Genomic DNA, 20455 nt, shown 5'->3' with positions numbered 1-20455 from the left:
CCATGGTCGTGCCTGCGACGCTTTCGCCGATGTCGAAAGCCGTCCGGTCGGCACGGACGTGAGCGTCGAGATAGTCCGAGGAGAGGTAGCAAACATAGGTGAAATCGGTTGATTGATCGTCCTTGAGCCTTCCGTAAAGGCCGGGGATCTTCCCGGTAAGGTTCTCCTCGCTCACGACACGGCTCGCGGCACACCAGTACAACCGTGGGGTTTGATTGCGGGTCGAAGACTTGAGGCAAAGGTTGACCATGTCGAACTTCTCACCTTTGACCTCGAACGTCGTCGTCGGCATCGAGGAGAACACGAAGTCGTCCATCAGCTCTTTGAGCGGGACGGCGTCGTCATCGTCGAAGACCGTCACTTCGGGCGCACCACCCGGCCGGAGGAAGTACCAAATGCAGTGCTCGAACACTTCCTTGGCAATGGCCTCGACCGTCTTCGGAGCACTTCGTTGATAGGCGTCCTTGAATCGATCCAGCTCTACGACGGTGCCGGCCTCGGCGAGAATTTCGGGCGGCTCGATGTGCTCGACGTCGTGGTTAATGGAGAACCTGAACTGACGACCGCGCAATGTTCCTGTAGCGTCTTCGTACACACTGCGTACAGAGACTCTGTCGAATGCCTTTAGCCAGAGCAAACGGCCCACCCCACGACAACCGGCCGCCGCCTTGTAGTCGCTGTCCAGGGTCTCGAACGAGACCATGTTCTCGTCCGTGAAGCCGACTCCGTTGTCCTCGACGGTGAATCCGACGATCGGCTTCAGTGCAGACCGGCCGGGACCGGAGGGACCGAGGTCGAGCTCACCCTGTGAACTGCGCTCGATCTTGACGCTCAGACGACCCTGACCACAGTCGTCGCCGAACTGAGCGTCAATGGCCTGTATCCCGTTGACCACGGCCTCCAGGAGGGGAAGGAGGGCATGGCTCTTTGGCAGACTCGTATTGCGGACTCGACCCCGTAGCGACGTGGTCAGCGCCATATCTTCCCCCTTGTGCTTCGACGTCGAGAACAGTACCGGCAAACCCAGACATCAGTGAGCAACGTGGCCGCACTCTGGGGTACCGAAGCGCGTCACGCGCGGCCGCCTCGGTCTAAAGCGACGGATGCGCACCGAGCGCACGAACGCCCCGCCCTCCGAAGTGACCGCGCACGGAGGGCAGCCAGCGGTACATGCAGCTCAAATCTTGAACAGTTTGAACCCTTCATCGCAGAACCAAGGGTTCGCCGCCAGCGCCTGATATGTGACACCCAAGTAACTATTCGGCTTTTCAAGGAGCCGCGTCCGAGCTTCACCATCGAGGTACTCAGCTACACCAACGCCCTGGCCGCACTCATATTGACTTTCCAGTATCAACCGTATGCTCGACATCGTACGGTTGGCGTGACTCGCATACCTCTTGCCAAGTTTGAAAACTCTTAAATGACTACCCGCTCGCTCTTTCAGCACAGGAGCCCATCCAATTGGCGGGATGACCACAAATTCAAGTCTTGGCGGACATTCCTGAACAACTCGCGCATGCAACCATTGGTCATGGTCCACACGGTCGAAATATGGATGCAACGTCACATCCCCCGGCACCCTGGGTAAGACCTCTCTTTTTTCGGTGTTACAGTCTCGGCAAGCTGGTATGAGATTTGCGGGAGAAACGCAGAGCGCAGGGAATCTCGATTTAGGAAGATAGTGGTCCAGCGTCTCCACATCCCCAATTCCGCATAATGGACATTCACCATACCTTGGAAGAGATTTTAGGAGGTCGTAGTACCGGCGGCCACCTTTCCGGCATATCATGCCGTCTTCGTACACGATCTTCACAATTTCCGCATTTGAAAATCCCGATATTTCAAAATGTGAAGACTGGAGCGCGTGAAGCGTCCCCTCCTTAATTGACTTTACGAACTTTTCGTTCGCTAGAGAAAATTCAGCAATAACCTTCTCCACGGCGGCCCGCACCGACTTGTCCTGCATTCCATCAATGCTGCCTCTTACGACGTCCTCAACAGAAATTACCGGCAGCCTTAGTGATTGCATTATCGCTAGACTCCCTCTTTTGACGCCAAGAGAATCCGAACCAGACCTCTGGCCTCGCCTCCTAGCTTCTGACCAAACCTCTCGAGGACCTCTTCGTATGTTTTGCACTCGGAGACGACCCGCGAAACTTCGCGATAGAATCCTGAACCTTCCACCTCAAGACCAAATATTTCATGAGTTAGAATGCCTACGTTTTCTCCGAATGTTTCTAGACGGGGACGGTCTACTACGACAGAATCCTCGCCGATTCTGTTCATCTTATAAACGCATCCACTTGGCACTTCTTGCAGGACCACCGGCGAATGAGTCGCGACCAATGCAACGCCATTCTTGTTCTTGAGAAGTTCAGAAAGTGCACGCATGAAAGCGGCGAGGAGGGGCGGATGCAAATGGGACTCGGGTTCATCTATTAGAACTAGCGAGCGCTCGGCAACTAGCTCAACGAGCCGGGTCATTGTCAGGAGAACAATTTTATGCCCCGAACTCAATTTACCAAACAACTCGAACGCCGCAGCTGGATCTATTTTAGCCCGAGGGGACGCGGTGAGGTTATTGGCCAAGTTTCCCATTCGTCCAAGCAAAACCGAAACACCATACCGAGCGAAGTTTGGATCGCTTTCTAGAAGCTCAACTGCGCGCTGCCATTGCTCTCTAGACTCAGTCGACCCGAGCGAAACGAGGATCTCAGAGAACTCCTGGGCAAGGTCCGCTGAGTCCTTGACGGTTATGGATCCTCCGTCGTGATCTCGAAGCCCGACATACCGATAATTGACACCTTCATCATTTCGACTAGCATGCTCGAAGGAGTCAAAAGGGTCGAATGCACTGAACGCCACTGATATCAAGTTTACAAAGGGTCGGGATCCGGGATTTTCCAGGTCAAATATCTCCCCTGCTTCTTTGACGCCGGAACCAAGCGAGGCCTGAGCGATCCTACGTAGGAGCCTGGTCTTACCGGAACCGTTACGACCGATAATTACATGGATATTCGAAGGAGGGTTCGAAGTAGGGTCGACCTCGAATCTTAATTCAGGGCATAGTCCAAACCCATCCCCGGGGGGAAATCTATACGAAAACTTGTAATCCTGAACCCTTTTCCCACCATGCGCAATACGCGAGAACTGGCCGATGACCGTCTTCTTGCTGACGTACCTGAACAACGACGTTTCCGTCACATCAAATTGCAATGCGAGGGACAGTTCTCCGTCGATATTGAACGCGATATCACGAAGGGAACGTAGAATATCCTCCCGAAGATCGTCTCCCAAGGCACGAATATTCTCATAATAGGAATCCTCCTGACCCAACGAGAAATACTCGCTTGGCAGGTGGTCATACCGTCCCCTATTCAAGGGATGCTGATACTTGCTGATTTCCCCAAAAGCGATTTTCACTCCGCCAATCTCAGACAACTGTCCGTTTCCATGACGGATCCAGAGATCGTACAATGTCTTGTATCCGTAGTCATTCCAGTTGTCAGGTATCAGCAATAATGACGGACGACCGGTTGCCGAAGGAAATGACCGATCACCCTGGACCTCAATCTCCATTGATTCTCCTAGTCAGCAATACGCACCAGCGTGGCCGTCGCCACAAACTTACTCAACCTAGGGAGCTTCGTACACGTGACTTGTCGTTTGTGTGCAGTCACTGTGTCAACGAATCGACCCACGCATCCGGATCAAGCTAGGAGTCGTACTGTACCGGTGGCTGAGGAACTCGTCGCCTCTCTCTACTAATCGACTCTCGGGATCATCGCTTCCGCCGTTCTGGGCCTTGGGGAGCGCCCCGCGCCCGGCGCGGAGGGAAGTGCGCCGTGACGGGCGGGAGGCCTAAGGGACGGCCGCTGTCCGCCTAAAGTTGATCTTGGCCGCCGCTCTCCCCCGTCCGGTGGCTGAGTCCCGCCGGTCGGCTCCTTATATAGATCGCCGGCGGGGCTTCCTCATATTTGAGCGGGCTGCACAGCCGGTCCGGTCGATGGTAGACGGCGATCACCACGTCGCACTATTGCCTGCGAGACGTGCGCAACCTGCGCAAAAACGAATCGCCCCCGCGCCGGAGGCAATGGAGCGGAGGCGATTCTGCTGCGGCACCGTCGAGCGTCGGGGGTACTCACGGTTACCGCCGGTAGTGTCGGCGGCGCTGGTTCGACTGTTACACGAGCCGCTGGCCCAGATGTACGGCCGCCGCTCCCAGCCGCGTGCGTAGATCTACTCATTGCGGACATACCGGGCAGTACGGTTTCATGGCGGAGTGGGTAGGCGGCGGCGGTGGCAATGGGATTCCGACGAACCGCTTTTCGGTGATGCCAGATCCCCCACCGGTGGGCTCGTAATCTCCCTGTCCATCGGAGTGGTGATCATCCTGGTTCTTCTACTCCTTGTCGACGGATAGGCACAGCCGGCTTCGATCCGAAGCACCTTATGGGACCGCTCCATTCGGGCAGGATTCCCTGGCTGTCACGAAGTCGAGGCAGTGCTCTAATGTCCCATTCGTCGGGGTTCCATCCAACGAATAGGGAGAACATGAAGGCACGTTTGGTCGCTGCTGGTTTCGCCGCCGCACTGATGACTATCGCGGCGCCCGCTGTGGCATCGGCTGGCCCGTTGTCATGGATCGCATCCGGCTCCGGTTCCGGCTCGGCCGGGTCGTCCGGCGCGTCGTATGCGAACTGCACCGAGGCTCGTCAGGCCGGCGTGACTCCGATCTTCCGCGGGGAGCCGGGCTACGCGGCACACCTCGACGGTGACAACGACGGCGTCGCCTGCGAGTAGCGGACCACGGGAGACGCCGAAAGCGCCCCACCTTCGATGGGAAGGTGGGGCGCTTCAGGCTCTATGTGATGGTGACGATGCCGCCGGCGGAGACGAAGCCGTTGGCGTAGGTGCCGACCATGACTTCGACCGTGATGTCGTCGCCGTCGGCGAGGGTGACATCTGTCGCCGTCGCGGTCATGGTGCCCGACGCCGCGCTGTTCGCGGTGCCGGTGGCGATCACGGACCCGTTCAGCAGGATGCGCGCCGTGTGCGGGTTGGTGAACGATCCCGTGTAAGGCAGGGAGGCTGTGATCGTCGCGCCGCTTTTCCCGCCCTGTACCTGCAGGGCGTTCGACACGACCGTCGAGCCCGGGTAGTTCGCGGTGTCCGCCGTCCATCCGGTGAGCAGCGCCCAGCTTGTGGTGAAGTTCTGCGTCCCGGTCTTGGTCATGCGGGACGGCAGGAACGTCACGGCCTGCCAGATGAGTGTGGCGCCGAGGCTGATCTTCGCGATGTCGAGCGACCCGAGGGACACCTTCTTGAGCTCGGTGCTACCGAGCGACAGGACAGCCATCGGTCAGGCCGACCGGAAGTAGATCGTGTTGGCGTCAACCGTGCCCGCGGTGACGAGAGCCTGGTACTGCGCTTCGGTGAGCACGTCGACCTTCGTCGTCGTCACGGTGCCGTTGCGCTGCCCCTGCATGTATCCGGCGGCGAGCTTGGACAGGGCGATCGCCGCGTTCGCCGCGACCTTCGCATCGGTCACCGAGCCGTTCGTCGGCGGCCGCGCATCCGAGAGCCGGCCGTCGTTGCCCTCGCACGCGGTGCCGGCCGTGTTGCCCAGTACGAGCGACGATGTGCCGGCGCCGATCGCCGACCGTGCGTCCGCCATCGTTGCGGCGACGGCGAGCGCCTGCCCGATCGCGCTCGCCGACGTCGCCGAGCTGCCGGTGATGTAGTGGTTGATGACCTGCTTGAGGTAGTCGGCCCGGACGGCGCGCGAGCTCGTCGCCGTTCCGGTCGTGCCTTCCGACACCGTCAGTGCGGTCAGCGGTGCGTTCACATTCGCCCACGACCCCCACGTGTTGCCGTAGCGCACGCGCTGGTACAGCGAGTTCGACGTCGTCGTCGATGCGAACAGGATGCAGCCGTTGATCGAGCCGCCCGTCCCGTCACCGGCGGGGAGGGCGAGCACGTGCCACCACAGTCCGGCCGTGGTCGATGGTGCGTTCGCGACATACCCGGTGCCGCCCTGCGCGCGGTAGAAGCCAGGCACGGTGAAGTCGAGCGTGTTGAAGTCGCCGCTGGTGTAGGTCGCGATGTAGTCGAGCCCGTTGTCCGCCTTGCCTGCCAGGGCGGGCACGGCCGGCGCGTCGTAGGTGCCGCCGAGGTCGCCGGCGAGCATGATGCCGCCTTTGACTGTCGGTGTCGCGTTCGGGATGCCAGAGCCGACGGCGTCGGCTGCATCCTGCGCGGACTGCGCGGCCGCGGCCGCCGATCCCGCCGCCTCGGACGCCTTGGTCGTCGCGGTTGTCGCGGCCGTTGTCGCCTCTTCGGCCTTCGTCGTCGCGGTCTCTGCGGCGGTCGTTGCCTCCTGCGCTTTGGTTGTCGCGGTCGCGGCCGCGGTCGTCGCGGCGGTGAGCGCCGGGACGGGCACGGTCTCGTCGACGACACCGAGCTGGTCGCGGTCGATGTGGAACACCAGCGCCTGCCCGTCGGGTGCGACGGTGATGTCGATGATGGTGTCGCCCTTCGGGCCCCGCACCACGGGTGTGCCTGCGGACGGCTGCGCCGGGGTCATCAGTGTGAGGTTGACCGCGGTCGAGCCCTCGTCGGGGTCGTCGGGGTCCGGGCCCGGCAGGTACTCGACGAGTTCGATGTCGAACGCCGGCGTCGAGACCGGACGCTGGTCGAGGGTGACGGAGTAGCGCACCGAGTAGGTGAAGAAGCTGGGGTTGGTCTCCGCGCTGGGGCAGAGCAGGAACACGCCCTTCTTCCCGTTGAGGGTGAGGTACCCGTTCTCGTCGAGCTGGGCGGTGACCGGGTGGGCGAACGCCGTCACTGGGTCCGGCTGTGCGCCTGCGACGAGGATGGTGCCTACACGCGGAGTGAAGGTCACCGTCCCGGCGAGGGGACGCGTGTCGGGGAAGCCGCCGGCGACGGGGTACTCGTCCTCGTCGGGTCCGTCGCCGACGATGGCGACCAGGCGTCCGACGACCTTCCCGTACTTCGCGGGCTGCAGGGTTCCCATGGGCAGATCTCCCTTCTCAGTCCAGTTCGCTCGGTCGCTCGGGCACGACCCCGCCATAGTCGAGGACCGCACGCGAGAGGCGGCCGATGTACGCGCGCATCGCGATCACCAGTCGGTCGAGCTTGTTGAGTTGCCGGTCGCGTTCGGTGAGCTGCTCGAGCAGCGCATCGATGCGGCCCTGCTGGCGGCTGAGCTCGCGGTCGTGGCGGGCCTGCAGCTCGTCGATGTGAGCGTTGTGCTCGGCGCGGGCGCGGGCGAGTTCGGCGGCGCGTTCCGCCCGCTCTGTTTCGAGGTCTTCCTCTGCCTCGTCGAGCTTGTGTTGCAGCTGGGCGATGTCGTCGAGCTTGACCTTGGATCGGGTGCCGATGATGGCGGTGACCGTGCCGCCGATGGCCGTGATGAGACCGGCTATGCCGGCGATCAGGCTGGGATCCACGCTCACCTCAATCCTCGTTCGACGCAGCCGCGCGCGATGCACGCATGCAGAAGGGCAACAAATCCGGCGAGGGTGCCGGTGACCACCGGAACCGGCGGTTCGGTCAGCAGCGCCGAGTACAGCACGCAACAGCTGTAGAACAGCCAGGCGAATACCGAGGCGTTGTGTGCGACGACGAATCCGCGGCGGCGGGTCGCCGCGGTGAGCAGCATCAGCCCGGTGGCCGCGAACAGCACCGTCCACCATGGACCGAGTCCCTCGATGAGCACGACGGCTGATACTTGACCGGGCTGCATGGGGCGGCGGACGAGTTGTTCGGGCATGAGGTACAGCACGCCGAGGGTGCACGACATCATGCCGGCGGCGCCGGCGGTGAGCCGGGCCCCGAGCATCAGTTGCCCCGGAGTCGACGTTCGAGGTCGGTGCGTAGCTGCCCGACGCTGGGGGCGAGCTGCTGTGCCCGATCCCTCGTGACGCGGAGCGTCTCCGTGAGGACGTCACCCGCTCCCGGCCGTGCCGGCTCTGTCTGGTAATTGATCGGCGTGTCGGTGCCGTCACCGATCGTCGGGGGCTGCGCGCCCTTCGGGTTCGGGGTGTAGAGCCCGGCCAGGATGTACACCATGGTGCCGATGCCGGTGAGCACAGTGGCGGTGTGCCCGAGGTAGGTCGTCACATCGGCGTCGGTGAACACCCCGAGCAGAGTCAGGCCGCCGAAGATCGCGGCAGCGACGGAGTAGATGACCTGCCGGATCGTCGGCCAGGACTCGTGGATCTTCTGCAGCATCACTTGCCTCCGTTCGCCAGACGCTGCTCGAGCTGGGCGACCCGCTCGGTCAGCTTCTCGACCAGACCCACGGCCCGCTCGGCCAGCCGGGCGGCATGGAACGCCTGGTAGTCCGCGGTGCGCGCGAACGTGGCCGCGTCGAGTTCGGCCGGCGGCTGGCCGCCGAGGAATTCCGGTTCGACCAGCGACGGTTGCGGTTTGCAGAGTGCGTCGAACATCTGCCGCTGTTCGGCTTCGGACAGTGCCATGAGGAAACCCCCTGTAGTTGGTAGAAGTGCGGACCCCAGCGCCAGGCAGCGCTGATATCGCAGCTGCCGGTCCGGCAGGCCGTTCGTGCCGCCGTTGATCGCGCGCGTGGCGCCGACGATGTCGCGGGCGTCCGCCAGGTCGTTCAGTGGGCGCTGTGTCGTCCAGTACCAGACCGCTCCGAGGAACCCGTACTGATCGGAGGCGAGCGCGTCGGGGTTGTCGACGAAGAATGTCGGGGACGGCACGTAGCCCTTCTCGTGTGCCCACCTGCTGAGGTTGGTGTAGTTGTTGCGGCCGGTGACCTGGATCGGTCCGCGGCCGCGGTACCGGTGTCCCTCACCTGGGCCGTTGCCCATCCGGCCGTCGTAGGTCTTCTGATCGTCCGTCGGGCCCCACAGCTCGGTCATGTACTTGAGCCCGACCGACTCGTGCCCGAGCTGCGCGCACCACATCGCGGCGCGTTCGACGGTCGTGCACCCCGCCTGGATCATCGCCGCGGAGAAGGCCGGCAGCAGTTGGCGGTAGCGGTCGAGCAGGACGGTACCGCCCATCGCCTCGGTGAGCACCTCGGCCGTGAGTCCCGGCGCGGCCGGCACCGGTGTCGGCGCCGCCGTCGCAGGCCCGGGAGCAGCGGCGTAGCCCTTCGGCGGGATCAGCGTGGCGAGCTGCGCGAGCGAAAGCCAGTACCCCTGCGGCTGGAACCCGGAGTCGGCCACCCACACCGCCATCGCCTCGTCGTCGTAGCCCATGACCGCGACATAGTGGTACACGATGCCGGAGTGGTAGCGCGGCGACACCGAGCCCTTCACCCCGCGGGGGTAGTTCGACGGCGGCGCAACCCAGTTCACGACCACGCCGCGGCCACCGTTGATCGAGGCGACGATGTCGCGCCACAGCCGGTCGACCTGCGCCTGGGCGGGCGGGTCCTGCGGCATGTGCACAGCGAAGTAGCCGGCGTTCGTGTACCGGTTCAGGATCGGGGTGATCAGACCGATGTGGTCGGTGCCGCCGGTGTGGGTGCCGATCTCACGCGCCAGCTGCGGTTCGGGCACGTGGATGCCGAGACTGTTGAGCACCACCTGCGTCGACGCCGGACCGCACCAGTACCCGGTCTCCTGGGGCACGATGTTGCGGTTGTACGGAAGGACCTTCTCGGTCATGGGATCACCACCGGTTCTGCGTAGACGATCGCCGAGGCCGCGGAGTTGGTCCACGAGTAGTTCGACGACCCGAGATTGCGATTGATGACGAAGAACAACGTCACCGTGGTGTTCGCGGGGATGACGCCGGTCGTCGAGGTCGGCGACATCGTGGCCCCGAAGTACGGATAGAACTGGGCCCGGAACCAGTTCGCTGTCGGAAAGCCGGGTGCGATCGCCACAATCTGCCCGGTGCTGGATCCGACGCGGACTTCGCAGTCAGCTCGGCCGGCCCCAATGCTCGAGACGTGCGACTGCATCGACAGTCCGCCCTCGACGCGGGGCCGCCAGGCGGCCGGCTGGCCAGGAATGGTGAGCGTCGCGATGGTGGTGCTCGCCGCGGACACGTTCGACCCGGTCGAGAAGTTCGCCTCACCCAGACCCCACGGGCCAGCAGTGCCAGGCCACGGCGTCGGGGTCAACTTCCCGGTGCTCTCCTTGTAGGCCAGCACGTAATTGTGGGCCAGCGGGATCGAGTTGTCGACGTCCGCGGAGTTCATCACCGGACCGGGCTGTCCCGGCGGACCGACTTCGCCTGGGCCTCCTCGGGGGATGCCGAGGTGGAGCACCTGGTTCGGAGGGTCGCCGGTGATGTTCGCGTAGGCGTCTTCTCCTTCGGCGAGAGTGGTGACCGTGCCGATGTTCAGCTCGTTCGGGAATCCCCGCGGACCCATCGCTCCGAACGCCTCGAGGAATGGGTAGAACGTCTCGCCGTCCCAGTACATGACCGAGTTTGTCGACATCACCCGGTACGCCCATCCACGGTTGCCGGTGCCGAGGGTCGGGCGAATAGCGTCGAGTGCGGCCATGTCGGTGACGTCACCGCGCCACTCCCACGGCCAGGCGTCCGGCCCAGGCGGTCCCTGGGGTCCGGGACCGCCAGCCTTGATCTCGTACAGTCCCTCGGTGGGTGTGACCTGGAAGCTGTTGACGACATTCTCCAGGCCGACGCCGTCGTCGACACCGATCATGCGGACGGAGGCGAGATACTCGCCGACCGTTACCTCTGCCATGTGTGTGCCTTCCTGTCAGAGCCTGAGCGGCAGCGCCTGTACCTGGACGTACGGCATGGTTTTGACGAACTGGATGTTCGATCCGGCGGTGGCATCACCCTTGTCGCGCTCGATGCGGATGTAGATCTTCGCCGGTTCGTAGGGCTTGACGACGCCGACCGTCGACGATGCCGAGAGTCGGGCGGCCTCGCCGTAGTTGTTCGCTGTCGCGGTGCCGCCTTGCTCGGAGTAGTACGGGCACAGGGTGACCTCGTGCCGGAGTGTGCGAAACGGGTTCAGGCCCATGGCGACCGGTTGACCGGAGGGGTCGTTGAGCCGTGCCCATACGTGTGGATAGCCGGTTCGGTTGGCATCGTCGGCGTAGGTGGCGATGAGCCCGTTCACGCGGGGCCGCCAGGCGAACGGCAGGGCCGGGATGTCGATGGTGACGAGGTCGATCGTGTCGAAGTTTCCGAGCGACGTCGTCGCAGGAAAGTCGGCCGGGCCTTTCGCCCACAGTCCGATCGGACCCGGGGGTGGCATGGCTCGGAGCTTGCGAGTGATGCGGTTCCAGGCGAACAGCGATCCGTTGACCAGACCGACGGTGTTGTCGTAGTCGTCCGAGGTTCGCACCGAACCGGACGGCCCGACGGGCCCGGTGTCTCCCCTCGGTCCAGCGGGAACAGTGATGCGGAGGTCTCTTTCCGCCCCCACTCCTTTGAGGTCGGCTCCCGCTATGCGCAGCTTCGGATTCGAGATCGTCTCGATCACGTTCACGATGGCCGACGGCGCGACCGGGCCCTGCGGTCCGACCGCGTCCACCGACTGCCGCCACTGCGCCCCGGTCCAGGTCCACATGTCGTTGGTGGCCAGCACGTGCCACCACTTGCCGCGGTCGTCGGCGCCGAGCCCGGTCGGCAGACCAGCCTCGGTGGCCACCTCCCCCGCCTTGACCCACGGCGCCCGCGGCCGTCCCCGCGGCCCGGGCTCGCCGGGCTTGCCGGCAGGCAGCGGGATCGTCTTGGTCTCGTCGTCCACCTCGACGTAAGCCCGGGTGACCGGCAGGCCGTACACGTCGACCTCGCGTGTGATCGTGACCTTCGCCGGGAAGATAACGTCGCTCACTCGAACCTCATCCGGGTAGCGATATCCTCTCGGATCTCTTCGAACAGTTCAGGAATCGGAACGCCGAGCAGCGCCCCGAACCAATCCAGCATCCGGTCGATGTGCTTCATGACTTGCCTCCTAGAAAAGACCGAAGAAGTCGGCCTCCATGCCGACGTCCTTCGACAGGACCGAGATGATCTGCGTCATCTGCTTCATGCGGTTCCAGCCGCGCACCACCGGGTGCAGTTCCTTCGACCCGTCGCCGACTGTGAGTGTCCAGCCCGACGCGTTCTGCCGGTCGTCCTGGTACAGGGCCTCGGTGACGTAGTCGGTGAACAGCAGCTGCTCGAGCGCGAACCCGATTTGCTGCCCGACCCGGAAGTCCTTGCCGTAGATGTACGGCGCGAAGTCGCGCACCGTGACCTTGTGGCTGGTGTAGCCGCGGGTGTCGTGCAGGCCCTGCAGCTTCGCCATCTGCCCGTCGATGGTGAACGCCTTCTCCGAGCCGGTCATGAACATCTCACGCCACGCGTACGGCCCGGCGCGTTGCACCCGGCCGCGGTCGACACCGACGTCGAACGCGAGGAACACGTCGTCGAGCTGCCCGCGGTAGAGGCTGTCGAGACCGGGCACACCGATGAGCAGGCCCAACCACGAGAGCATGTTCTTGATCGAGATCTCGATCGCGGCGTTGATATACGACGGTGACCGGCCGCCGACGAGAATGTCCGTCGCCGGCGGCTTGTGCACGGCGATCTCCAGGTCACCGAGCCCGTCGTACTCGGACTGGAAATACCACACGTGCGGGAACTTCGTCTTCGTGCCGAGAGGACCGGTTGCGTACGCCTCCTCGTAGTCCGTCTCGGCGCCGAAGTTCGGGTACCGCACCGGGGTGGTGCCGTCGTCGAGGAAGTCCTCGAACCAGCCGAGCAGACCGTCGAGCATGGTTCCGGTCGGACCGGTGGTGTTCGACTCGTCGTCGATGCGGATGACGATGGTCGGCTGGTCCAGCCAGAACCACTCCGGGGCCGGTTGCTCGTCCTCGTCGGGCAGGAACATCTCGGCGCGGATCACCAGGCCGGCGTCCTTGAGGAACGGTTCGAGGAACGGCAGCGCCATGTCGAAGCGTGCACTGCCGCCGGCCCACTTCGACGTATCGCGCAGCACGTCGGTCGGGACGATCGCCACCGGCCAGTTCGCCGAACCTCGGGGGATCTGGAGGCGCGCGGTGTTCTCGGCGAGCCAGCTGGTGCAGATCGATCTCGCTGGCCCGATCTTGATCGAGTGCCGAGGGAACTGCGCCCACAACGGCGCTCCAGGCGACGCCCACAGGCACGTCGTCGCCACATGCTGCAGGTCGCACAGCGCCGACACCTCGATGGTTTCGGTGCCGTCCGCGTCGCGCAGCAGCGTGACCCGCTCGACCTTCCCGTTCCACCGATCGCCCGGGGTGTCCGAGGTGATCGGGATCATCGCGTCTTCGCCGTCCGGGTTGTTGAAGAACAGGTCCCGGAACTGGGTGTCATGCGGCAGGGTCATCGTCAGCGGGCCGACGATGTTCTTGCGTTTGGCGTGCGCCAGCGACAGGTAATCGCCGACGACGCCTTCCTCGACCATGTACTTGTCCCAGAGCCGCACGTACGCATCCGGCGCCCGGTAGGTGGCCTCGTCGTCGAGGTTGGCCTGATCCATGCGGCGGGCCGCGGCCCGCGCATCCCACACCGCGGTCATCAGTACGGCCCCTCGAACTTCGGGGTGCCCTGCATGATGAGGCTCGACGCCAAGGTGCCCCCTTCGATCCGCACGACGATCTCCTTGCTCTCACCGGCCGGGACCGGTTTGATCCAGCGGCGGCCCCCGAGTTGGCCCCACACGTTGCGGCCGTCGATGCCGGTAGCCGGCGAGTACACCCGCGCGGTCCGGCGCTGCGGGTTGGTGTCGATCCGCAGTTCCTCGTTCGCCGCCAGCATCGGAGTCGACAGCAGGCGGATCTCGTCCTCGGTGTCGAGGGGGTCCTCGATCCACCACCGGCCGGGGCCGTTCATCGTGTACCGCGGCCACAGCTCGTACTCCCCGGTGTTGCGCGAGCGCAACTTGCCCTCGTTCAGCCCGAGCGTGTTGATCCAGGTGATCTCCTCGTCGAACGACGAGTAGTCCGAGTCCATCGACACGACGTGCATCTCGTACGACTCGGTGAACCCGTACTGCAGCGAGTCGGCCAGGTCCACGCCGAGCGTCGGCCGGGGCGGATCGTCGCTGCGCTGTACCCGGATGAAGTGCCATCCGAGGTTCTGCGAGAAGAAGCACAGGTGCCCGGGCGTGCTCGTCGACCAGGACCGGAACCAGGCAGTGCGCCGCATCTGTGCCTCGCGGGCGGTGCGGCCGAAGATGTGGACCGTGAAGTCGAACTCCCGCTCCTCGCGGAGTGCGCGCAGGAACTTCGCGCCGGGTTGCTTGGCGCCCTTCGACTTGACGATCCGCTGCTGCCCGAACTCGAACCCGTCGGGATGGTCGGACAGAAGGACACCTTCCATCCCGGAGTTCACCCCGGACAGGTGGAAGCACCTGCCCGGGGTGCCGTCCCGGTTCGGCGGCCCGATGTAGATGAGCTTCGTGTCGTCGAGCTCGAGAACGTTCACCCGAACAGACCTCCAATGCTCATCTGTGCCAGCGCATCCCGCCGCAGGACACCCTCTATCCGCTTACCGACCTTGTCGGGGTCCATGCCGTAGGCGTTGATCGTGTGACCGCGCCGGGAGGCGAGGGCCCCGATCGCCTTCGTCAGCGACTCCTGCCGCTGCCCCATCTGCTCGAGTAGAGCAGTGCTGGCCGTACCGGCCCCGGCCCGAAGCGCCGCCAACTCCCGCATCTCGCGGTCGTAACGCCGCTTGTCCTCCGCCGTCTGCACCCACTCCTGCTCACCGGAGAGGTTGAGCGCAGCCATGCCGTGCGGCAGCGGACCACCGGAGTCGCGCAGCACCGCCGGCACCCGAAGGGTCTTGGCGAGCTCCTCGAGCCAGCCCGGCGTGCCCGGGGTGACCGGGCCCTGCTTGGCGATCTCCTCGTCGGAGAAGGTCGGGGCGACCATCGTCGGCGGCTGCTGGGCGGCGATCATCGCCGGGATTCCGGTCGTGCCGATGCCCTGTAGCAGCGGACCACCGATGTCCCCGGTACCGAACAGCACCTTCGGCAGGAACCCGATCGGGGAGTCCTCGAGCCCGAAGGTCTCGAGGACACCGCCGGCCAGGGTCTCGGCCAGCTCCAGCCCGACCGCGCCGAGGGACTTGACCCCCGACCCGGATCCGGAGCCCGACTTCGGCTTGCGGCCCTCGTCCAGCGCGTTGAGCGCCTTCTGCAGGTCCCGGTCCGCCTGCGCGCGATCCCGATCAGTGGATGCCGGATCGGCATACACCGCGTTGCGGTCCAGCTTGGCCTGCTCGACCGCGTCCTCGAGGTCGGCGAGCCGCAGCTGGTCGTCGGTCATGCGCCCCTGCAGCGCTGGGGCTTCCGGCGCCAACGCGACACGCTGCTTCTGCTGTTCCGCGGTCAGCGCGTTGATGGCCCGACGTAGCTGGTCGTCGGCCTCGTCGCGGTCCCGCTGTGTCGCCTCCGGGTCGGCGTACACATCGTTGCGGTCCCACCGCGCATCGTCGACGGCCCGCTCGAGGTCCCGCAGCCGCAGCTCCTCGTCGGTGTAGGTGCTCGTCAGCTCCGGGGCTTCCGGAGAGATCGAGGCACCGGACTCGGCGGCCCGCTTCTTCTCCTCGAGTTCGCGGACCTTGGCCTCGGCCTGGGCGACCTTGTTCTCGGCCTGGTCCTTGTCGGCCTGCGACTTCTTCGGATCGTTGAGGGCCTTGTCGCGGTCCTCGATGGCCTGCTGCACCGAGATCCGCGCCGAGTCCAGCTTGAGGTCGTCCTGCTCGTCCCACGTCGCCCGATTCCGGTTCGAGCGGCTGCTCGGCCGACCCGAGTAGTAACCACCCCCGCTCGAGGAGCCGTCGCCCGGGGGTATGAATGCTTCGGCCGGCAGGTGGTAGTGGTTCTCGAACTGCGGATCGTCCGCCCCGGCTGCCCCGGCACCCCAGCGGACACCGTTGCTGCCGGACTCGAACGGGGTGCCGTCGAGGGTGCCGGCCATGTGCGAGTACTGGCCGCCACCGCCGTTGTGCACGCCGATGTTCAGCGCCGAGGCGGGACCCAGCCCGGACCGGAATCCGAGGGCTGCGAAGTTCGACTCGGTGGTGAACCACCGGCTGTACGGATCGAGACCCTTTAGCAAAGCGTAGGCGGCAGAGACGAACCCGGAGCAGTCCCACGACGGGGAGCCGACCCCGCCGTACTGGTACTCCTTGCCCGACTCGCCACGCAGGAACGACACGGTTCGATCGACGGCGATACGGCCGCCGGTCTCGAAGCCCGGGAGCTTCGGGAACGTGCCGGCGTTCATCATCGCCAGCTCGCGGTCGTACTTGTCGGACATCTCGCTGTTGACGACCCACTCGCCGCCGTCGACCTTCGCGATCGGCACACCATTCGGGTCGACAGCGAAGATGCCGTCGGTCGTCTCGGTGCCCGGACCGGTCGTCGGCATCCGGCCACCACCGAGGAACCCCGGCAGCCTGGCCCCATTGGCGTTGCGCGGTAGGAACGGACCCTGGATGGTCCGGTCACCGAAGTACGCCTCCCGGGCCCCGGGGGACCACTGGTCGACAACTCGGATCGTCGCGGTGCGGTTCCGGGCTGCCTCGTCGATCGCGGCGGAGACGACCTGCGCCTGTCGCATCGCCTCCTCGATGAGCATGCGCACCTCAGGGGATGCCTTGCTCGTGTCGATCTTCGCGAGCTCGGCGAGGGTGACGTCGCGGCCGGCGAGGAAGTCGTCGATCACCGCGCCGACGGCCGGGTCGACCTGCGAGGTGTCGATCTCGCGCAGCTTCGCGAGAACGTCCTCGTTCTTCAGCACGAAACCGGTGGTGTCGGCATCGATCGTCGGGGTCGCCGACTGTGCCCCAGCCTCGATGGTCTTGTTGATGACCTCCTGCAGCGCAGCCAGCGCCAGCTGGTTCGGGGCGGTGATCTGGACGTTCTTCGTGCCCGGAACCTGCTCGATCGTGAAACCGAGCTCCCGCAGGTTCGCCTTCGCGGCCGCATCGTCGACCTGGACCTCGACCGACAGGTCGTCCGAGCTCTGGAATGCGAGCGCGACGTTGTTCAGTTCCTGCAGTGCCTGATCGGCTCCCTCGATCTTGACCTGCGCCAGGATGATCTCCGGGTCGAGCCCCAATTGCTCGGCAGCACGACGGATCTCGTCAACACCGAGGCCAGCAGATTTCGCGAGCTGCTGGAACTGCTGCTCGTTCTGCGCCCAGATCGGCCCCATGTCGGCACCGGCCGCGGCCGCATCGGCGGTCGCATCCCGGATGTCCTTGAGGGTGTCGTACAGTCTGCCGCCGTTGGCGCTGGCAGTGTTGACCGACCCGTCAGCGTTGATCAGGGCCGCCCCAAACCCGGCGGTGGCATCCCACGCAGCCGTGGTTTCCTCGGCGGTCTCCCGGACCCGCTCGTTGTATGCGGCGATCGCATCCGACAACGGCACAGGAACGCCCGCAAGGACATCCAAGGTGCGCTTCAGTGCCGAAGCCTTGTCGTCGGCCGATGCCGACGCATCCGCCAACGTCCGGGTCGCATCCGCCAGATCCAGGAATCCCGGCTCCAGGGTCTTCGCGGAGCGCTGCAGCTCGAGGAACTCCTCGCGCATTTCCCGGACCTTCGCGATGGCGTCCTCGCCGCCGTTTCCGGTGTTACGCAGGCTGGCTTCGAGTTCGGCGAACTCGGCCGGCGAACCGGCGATCGAGGCGGTGAGTTCCTCGTTGGTGATGTTGAGTTCCTTGAGGGACTCCGCCGCCCGGCCGGCTGCCTCCCCGATCCGCTGCGCCTCGTCCACGGCGGCGTTCGCGCCGTTGCGGGGCGGGTTGAGGATGGCCGTCCAAATCTCGTCCATCATGGACGGGGTGGCATCAGCGACCTCGGACAGGCCCTGCATGAACTCGTCGACAGCGACCTTCTGCGCGGACAGCACAGTGTCGTTGATCGAGCCCTGAGATTCCTGGAAGGCCTTCCCGACATCCCGCTGAGCTGCCGACAGATCACGCGCAGAACTCTGCACAGCCTCCTGGAAGTCGTTCACCGCCCCGAGGGACTGCACCAGGGTGTACACAGCGGCAGCGGCAGCAGCGATACCCACCACCCACGGCCCACCGAGCATCGACACCATGCCACCGGCGGCGGAACGCAGACCGGTCGACGCGGCCGCAGCCGCGCCGGCGGTGCGCCCGAACGTGGTGGCACCGGCAGCGGCGTTCATGAACGCGCCCTGCATGCGAGCCACCACCGGCACATGGGTACCGAGCTGGCCAACTGCAGAACCGAAACGGCCCATCTGCACCGCGCCCATCCCGGACACGGTCACCAGGCGGTTCGTGGCGGTCGCAACACCCACCGCGGCCGTCCCGTACGCGCGCAGCGCCGACACCGCGGTGGTGGCCGCCCCACCGAGGGCGGCTCCGAGACCGGTGGTCTGTAGCGCCACCAACGCGACCGTGGCGGCCTGCACCACCGGGGGAAGATCGGTGAACGCGTCGACCGCAGTACCTACCGCGGACCCCGCGGCGGACAGTCCGGTCACGATGCCCGGGGTGACGTCGTTGATGATCTGCGCACCCTTGGTGGCGAGGCCCTCGAGTGGTCCGTCGACAAGGTCGTACACCTCGAGCGCCAGACCCTCGGCCGAGTTCTGCACGGCTGACAGGGCACCCGGCAGCCCTTGGGTCTTGGCTGCGGCGACCTCGGCTGCCGAGCCCTGCCGATCGATCGCGGAACGCATCGCATCCCAGCCCGCCACGCCCTGCTCGGCAGCAACACCAGCCAGACGCATCGCGTCGGAGCCGAACAGGGTGGCCGTGGCGGCCTGGTACATCTCCGGCGTCATGTTCTGCGACGCCCGCTCGAGCTGCCCGAACAGCGCCTTCATGCCGATGAAGTTGCCCTGCGCGTCGTACACCGTCAGACCGAGATCACGGATCGCGGCCTGCGCCGGCTTGCCCGTGTCGGTCAGCGCCAACAGCGCCGACTTCAACAGTGTTCCCGCATCCGAGCCAGCGATACCCGCATTGGCGAGCAGACCCAGCCCGGCAACCGTGTCCTCGATGGACACACCGAACTGGTTCGCCACCGCGCCGGCCTGCTGCAGACCGGAGGCAATATCGGCGATCTCCGCCGACGAGGCATTCGCACCGTTGGCGAGGACATCGGCAGCCTTGGCTGCGTAGTCGGCATTGAGACCGAACGCCTGCAGAGCCTGCGACTGGATGGTCGCCGCCGACGCCGCATCGATTTGAGCCGCCGCCGCCAACTCCAGGGTTCCGCGGGCCGCGCCCATGGCCTGCTCGACCGAGAACCCACCCTTGGCGAGTTCGGTCATCGCCGCCGCAGCGTCCGTCGCCGAGGTGTCCGCCAACGACGCGTCGTTGCCGAGTCCCATCGCCGCGTCCCGGACCTTCTGCAGCTGGTCCGCGGTCGCACCCGACACAGCCTGCAGAGTGTTTAGCTCGTTGGTGAAGCTGTTGCCGATGTCGAGGACCGCCTTCGCGGCGGCTCCGACGCCGAGAGCCACCCCGAGCGCACTGCCGATCTTTGTGGCGACACCCATCGCCCCGCGCATCCCGGATTCGAGCTGCGCGGGAAACTGCCGTAGATCGGGTGCGACTTCAATGTCGATGCGTCCGCCGGCCACCGGCCACCTCCTTCGTGTCCGGCGCCCTCTACCGGGCGCCCAGAAGCCGTTTGAAATCGGCGGCCGACGAGAGTTTCAGGCCGCCGCTCTTCGGCGCGTTCGCAGCGAGCGCGTCGGAGTACTGCTTGCGGCGGATCTCGCCGATACCGTCCGGGCGCAATGCGACTGGCGCGATCAATGGCTGCGGTGGTGGTTTGATCCCGGACCGCTTGCGTTGTTCACGCGCTGCTTTCACCTCGGGGTCGTCCGGGTCGGTGGTCCACTGCGCGTACTCGGAGTTGAGCCAGTAGTCGTCCCGGTCGAGCAGCATCGCCAGGTTCTCCGAGTCCCGCGCGGACTGCGCTTCGTATTCGCGCGCAGCGAGGATCAGGTGTCCGCAGTCTCTCCACGGGAGGGTTCGGAGGACTTCTCGGAGGTCTCGGTGGAACCAGCGCCCAACGCTTGTGAGAGCACCGCGCCAGCCATCCTCGCGGCAGAGGGAGGCGAGAGCGGCACCAATTCCCCCTCGGACAGCTCCGAAAGGGAGATGACCTTGTTGAGCAGTTCGGCGGTGATCTTCGCGTTCAGCTTCGCTGCCATGACCGCATCCCACAGGGCCTGGCCGGCGCCGTCGGTGATCAGGTCGAGTGCTGCGACCACCTGGCTGGTGGCGAGGTAGGCGTGGAACTTGGCTGCTTCCTCGCCGGTGAACTTGCGGCGTACGTCGGCCTCGACCCCGAACAGGGTGATCGGCTTCGGTTCGCCGCCGTCGTGGGCGAGGACGTCGAGAATGTCGAACCGCTCCACCGCAGGCTCCGGTGTCGAGGCCGGAGCCGTGCGGGGAGCGGTCTTCTTCTGGGTGCCGGACATGATGTAGTGCT

At 65.1% G+C, this 20455-nt stretch carries 16 protein-coding genes and 1 pseudogene; 1 reads left to right on the top strand and 16 read right to left on the bottom strand.

The features are described from left to right. The 3 genes and pseudogenes from AIIKEEIJ_RS08770 to AIIKEEIJ_RS08760 form a co-directional block, all read right to left on the bottom strand. Positions 1 to 979: pseudogene (locus tag AIIKEEIJ_RS08770) on the bottom strand (ATP-binding protein); the annotation flags it as partial. Positions 980 to 1177: 198 nt separating this feature from the next. Next, entirely contained in the window at positions 1178 to 2029 is an 852-nt protein-coding gene (locus AIIKEEIJ_RS08765) for a hypothetical protein (RefSeq protein ID WP_161995465.1), read from the bottom strand. A 5-nt stretch (positions 2030 to 2034) separates the two neighbouring features. Continuing rightward, the gene (locus tag AIIKEEIJ_RS08760; RefSeq protein ID WP_161995464.1) at positions 2035 to 3579 is read right to left on the bottom strand and encodes an AAA family ATPase; all 1545 of its coding nucleotides are present in this window, start codon (positions 3577 to 3579) and stop codon (positions 2035 to 2037) included. 975 nt (positions 3580 to 4554) lie between these two features. Here AIIKEEIJ_RS08760 and AIIKEEIJ_RS08755 point away from each other — a divergent pair. After that, on the top strand, positions 4555 to 4803 hold the full coding sequence (locus AIIKEEIJ_RS08755; protein WP_161995463.1) for an excalibur calcium-binding domain-containing protein: 249 nt from the start codon (positions 4555 to 4557) through the stop codon (positions 4801 to 4803). A gap of 61 nt (positions 4804 to 4864) precedes the next feature. On the opposite strand, the gene AIIKEEIJ_RS08750 is transcribed toward AIIKEEIJ_RS08755, so the two are convergent. From AIIKEEIJ_RS08750 to AIIKEEIJ_RS08690, 13 genes are all read right to left on the bottom strand, one after another. Next, the gene (locus tag AIIKEEIJ_RS08750) at positions 4865 to 5359 is read right to left on the bottom strand and encodes a hypothetical protein (RefSeq protein WP_161995462.1); all 495 of its coding nucleotides are present in this window, start codon (positions 5357 to 5359) and stop codon (positions 4865 to 4867) included. Between the two features lie 3 nt (positions 5360 to 5362). Then, complete coding sequence (locus AIIKEEIJ_RS08745; protein WP_161995461.1) at positions 5363 to 7036, bottom strand: pyocin knob domain-containing protein; 1674 nt, start codon at positions 7034 to 7036, stop codon at positions 5363 to 5365. A 16-nt stretch (positions 7037 to 7052) separates the two neighbouring features. After that, positions 7053 to 7478 carry a hypothetical protein gene (locus AIIKEEIJ_RS08740; RefSeq protein ID WP_161995460.1) on the bottom strand — a complete coding sequence of 142 codons (426 nt, stop codon included), beginning with the start codon at positions 7476 to 7478 and terminating at the stop codon, positions 7053 to 7055. Further along, positions 7475 to 7864 carry a hypothetical protein gene (locus AIIKEEIJ_RS08735; protein WP_161995459.1) on the bottom strand — a complete coding sequence of 130 codons (390 nt, stop codon included), beginning with the start codon at positions 7862 to 7864 and terminating at the stop codon, positions 7475 to 7477. The genes AIIKEEIJ_RS08740 and AIIKEEIJ_RS08735 overlap by 4 nt, the downstream gene beginning before the upstream one ends. After that, positions 7864 to 8256, bottom strand: a complete 393-nt coding sequence (locus AIIKEEIJ_RS08730) for a hypothetical protein (protein WP_161995458.1) — start codon at positions 8254 to 8256, stop codon at positions 7864 to 7866. Before AIIKEEIJ_RS08730 ends, AIIKEEIJ_RS08735 begins: the two co-directional genes overlap by 1 nt. Next, positions 8256 to 9665 carry a C39 family peptidase gene (locus AIIKEEIJ_RS08725; RefSeq protein WP_161995457.1) on the bottom strand — a complete coding sequence of 470 codons (1410 nt, stop codon included), beginning with the start codon at positions 9663 to 9665 and terminating at the stop codon, positions 8256 to 8258. The genes AIIKEEIJ_RS08730 and AIIKEEIJ_RS08725 overlap by 1 nt, the downstream gene beginning before the upstream one ends. Next, positions 9662 to 10717, bottom strand: coding sequence for a hypothetical protein (locus tag AIIKEEIJ_RS08720; RefSeq protein ID WP_161995456.1), 1056 nt, complete (start codon positions 10715 to 10717; stop codon positions 9662 to 9664). Before AIIKEEIJ_RS08720 ends, AIIKEEIJ_RS08725 begins: the two co-directional genes overlap by 4 nt. Positions 10718 to 10732: 15 nt before the next feature. Continuing rightward, a complete protein-coding gene (locus tag AIIKEEIJ_RS08715) occupies positions 10733 to 11821 on the bottom strand; it encodes a hypothetical protein (RefSeq protein ID WP_161995455.1) in 1089 nt (362 codons plus the stop codon). Between the two features lie 120 nt (positions 11822 to 11941). After that, positions 11942 to 13534, bottom strand: coding sequence for a Gp37-like protein (locus AIIKEEIJ_RS08710; protein ID WP_238406264.1), 1593 nt, complete (start codon positions 13532 to 13534; stop codon positions 11942 to 11944). Continuing rightward, the gene (locus AIIKEEIJ_RS08705; protein WP_161995454.1) at positions 13534 to 14442 is read right to left on the bottom strand and encodes a phage tail protein; all 909 of its coding nucleotides are present in this window, start codon (positions 14440 to 14442) and stop codon (positions 13534 to 13536) included. Before AIIKEEIJ_RS08705 ends, AIIKEEIJ_RS08710 begins: the two co-directional genes overlap by 1 nt. Then, positions 14439 to 19595, bottom strand: coding sequence for a phage tail tape measure protein (locus AIIKEEIJ_RS08700; RefSeq protein WP_338020925.1), 5157 nt, complete (start codon positions 19593 to 19595; stop codon positions 14439 to 14441). Before AIIKEEIJ_RS08700 ends, AIIKEEIJ_RS08705 begins: the two co-directional genes overlap by 4 nt. 28 nt (positions 19596 to 19623) lie before the next feature. Further along, on the bottom strand, positions 19624 to 19905 hold the full coding sequence (locus AIIKEEIJ_RS08695) for a hypothetical protein (protein ID WP_161995412.1): 282 nt from the start codon (positions 19903 to 19905) through the stop codon (positions 19624 to 19626). Between the two features lie 56 nt (positions 19906 to 19961). After that, positions 19962 to 20444, bottom strand: coding sequence for a hypothetical protein (locus tag AIIKEEIJ_RS08690; RefSeq protein WP_161995453.1), 483 nt, complete (start codon positions 20442 to 20444; stop codon positions 19962 to 19964). Between the last annotated feature and the right edge of the window lie 11 nt (positions 20445 to 20455).

It is taken from the genome of Rhodococcus sp. YH1 (assembly GCF_009939605.1).
Lineage (GTDB): Bacteria > Actinomycetota > Actinomycetes > Mycobacteriales > Mycobacteriaceae > Rhodococcus > Rhodococcus aetherivorans.
The sequence above is the reverse complement of the archived record's forward strand: the minus strand, read 5'-3'. Positions and strand labels throughout refer to the sequence as shown.

Excerpts from the sequence above, each read along its gene's own strand:
- AIIKEEIJ_RS08690 (WP_161995453.1), bottom strand. The coding sequence starts at position 20,444 with ATGTCCGGCACCCAGAAGAAGACCGCTCCCCGCACGGCTCCGGCCTCG.
- AIIKEEIJ_RS08750 (WP_161995462.1), bottom strand. The coding sequence starts at position 5,359 with ATGGCTGTCCTGTCGCTCGGTAGCACCGAGCTCAAGAAGGTGTCCCTC.
- AIIKEEIJ_RS08710 (WP_238406264.1), bottom strand. The coding sequence starts at position 13,534 with ATGACCGCGGTGTGGGATGCGCGGGCCGCGGCCCGCCGCATGGATCAG.
- AIIKEEIJ_RS08720 (WP_161995456.1), bottom strand. The coding sequence starts at position 10,717 with ATGGCAGAGGTAACGGTCGGCGAGTATCTCGCCTCCGTCCGCATGATC.
- AIIKEEIJ_RS08725 (WP_161995457.1), bottom strand. The coding sequence starts at position 9,665 with ATGACCGAGAAGGTCCTTCCGTACAACCGCAACATCGTGCCCCAGGAG.
- AIIKEEIJ_RS08745 (WP_161995461.1), bottom strand. The coding sequence starts at position 7,036 with ATGGGAACCCTGCAGCCCGCGAAGTACGGGAAGGTCGTCGGACGCCTG.
- AIIKEEIJ_RS08735 (WP_161995459.1), bottom strand. The coding sequence starts at position 7,864 with ATGCTCGGGGCCCGGCTCACCGCCGGCGCCGCCGGCATGATGTCGTGC.
- AIIKEEIJ_RS08730 (WP_161995458.1), bottom strand. The coding sequence starts at position 8,256 with ATGCTGCAGAAGATCCACGAGTCCTGGCCGACGATCCGGCAGGTCATC.
- AIIKEEIJ_RS08695 (WP_161995412.1), bottom strand. The coding sequence starts at position 19,905 with ATGCTGCTCGACCGGGACGACTACTGGCTCAACTCCGAGTACGCGCAG.
- AIIKEEIJ_RS08760 (WP_161995464.1), bottom strand. The coding sequence starts at position 3,579 with ATGGAGATTGAGGTCCAGGGTGATCGGTCATTTCCTTCGGCAACCGGT.
- AIIKEEIJ_RS08765 (WP_161995465.1), bottom strand. The coding sequence starts at position 2,029 with ATGCAATCACTAAGGCTGCCGGTAATTTCTGTTGAGGACGTCGTAAGA.
- AIIKEEIJ_RS08755 (WP_161995463.1), top strand. The coding sequence starts at position 4,555 with ATGAAGGCACGTTTGGTCGCTGCTGGTTTCGCCGCCGCACTGATGACT.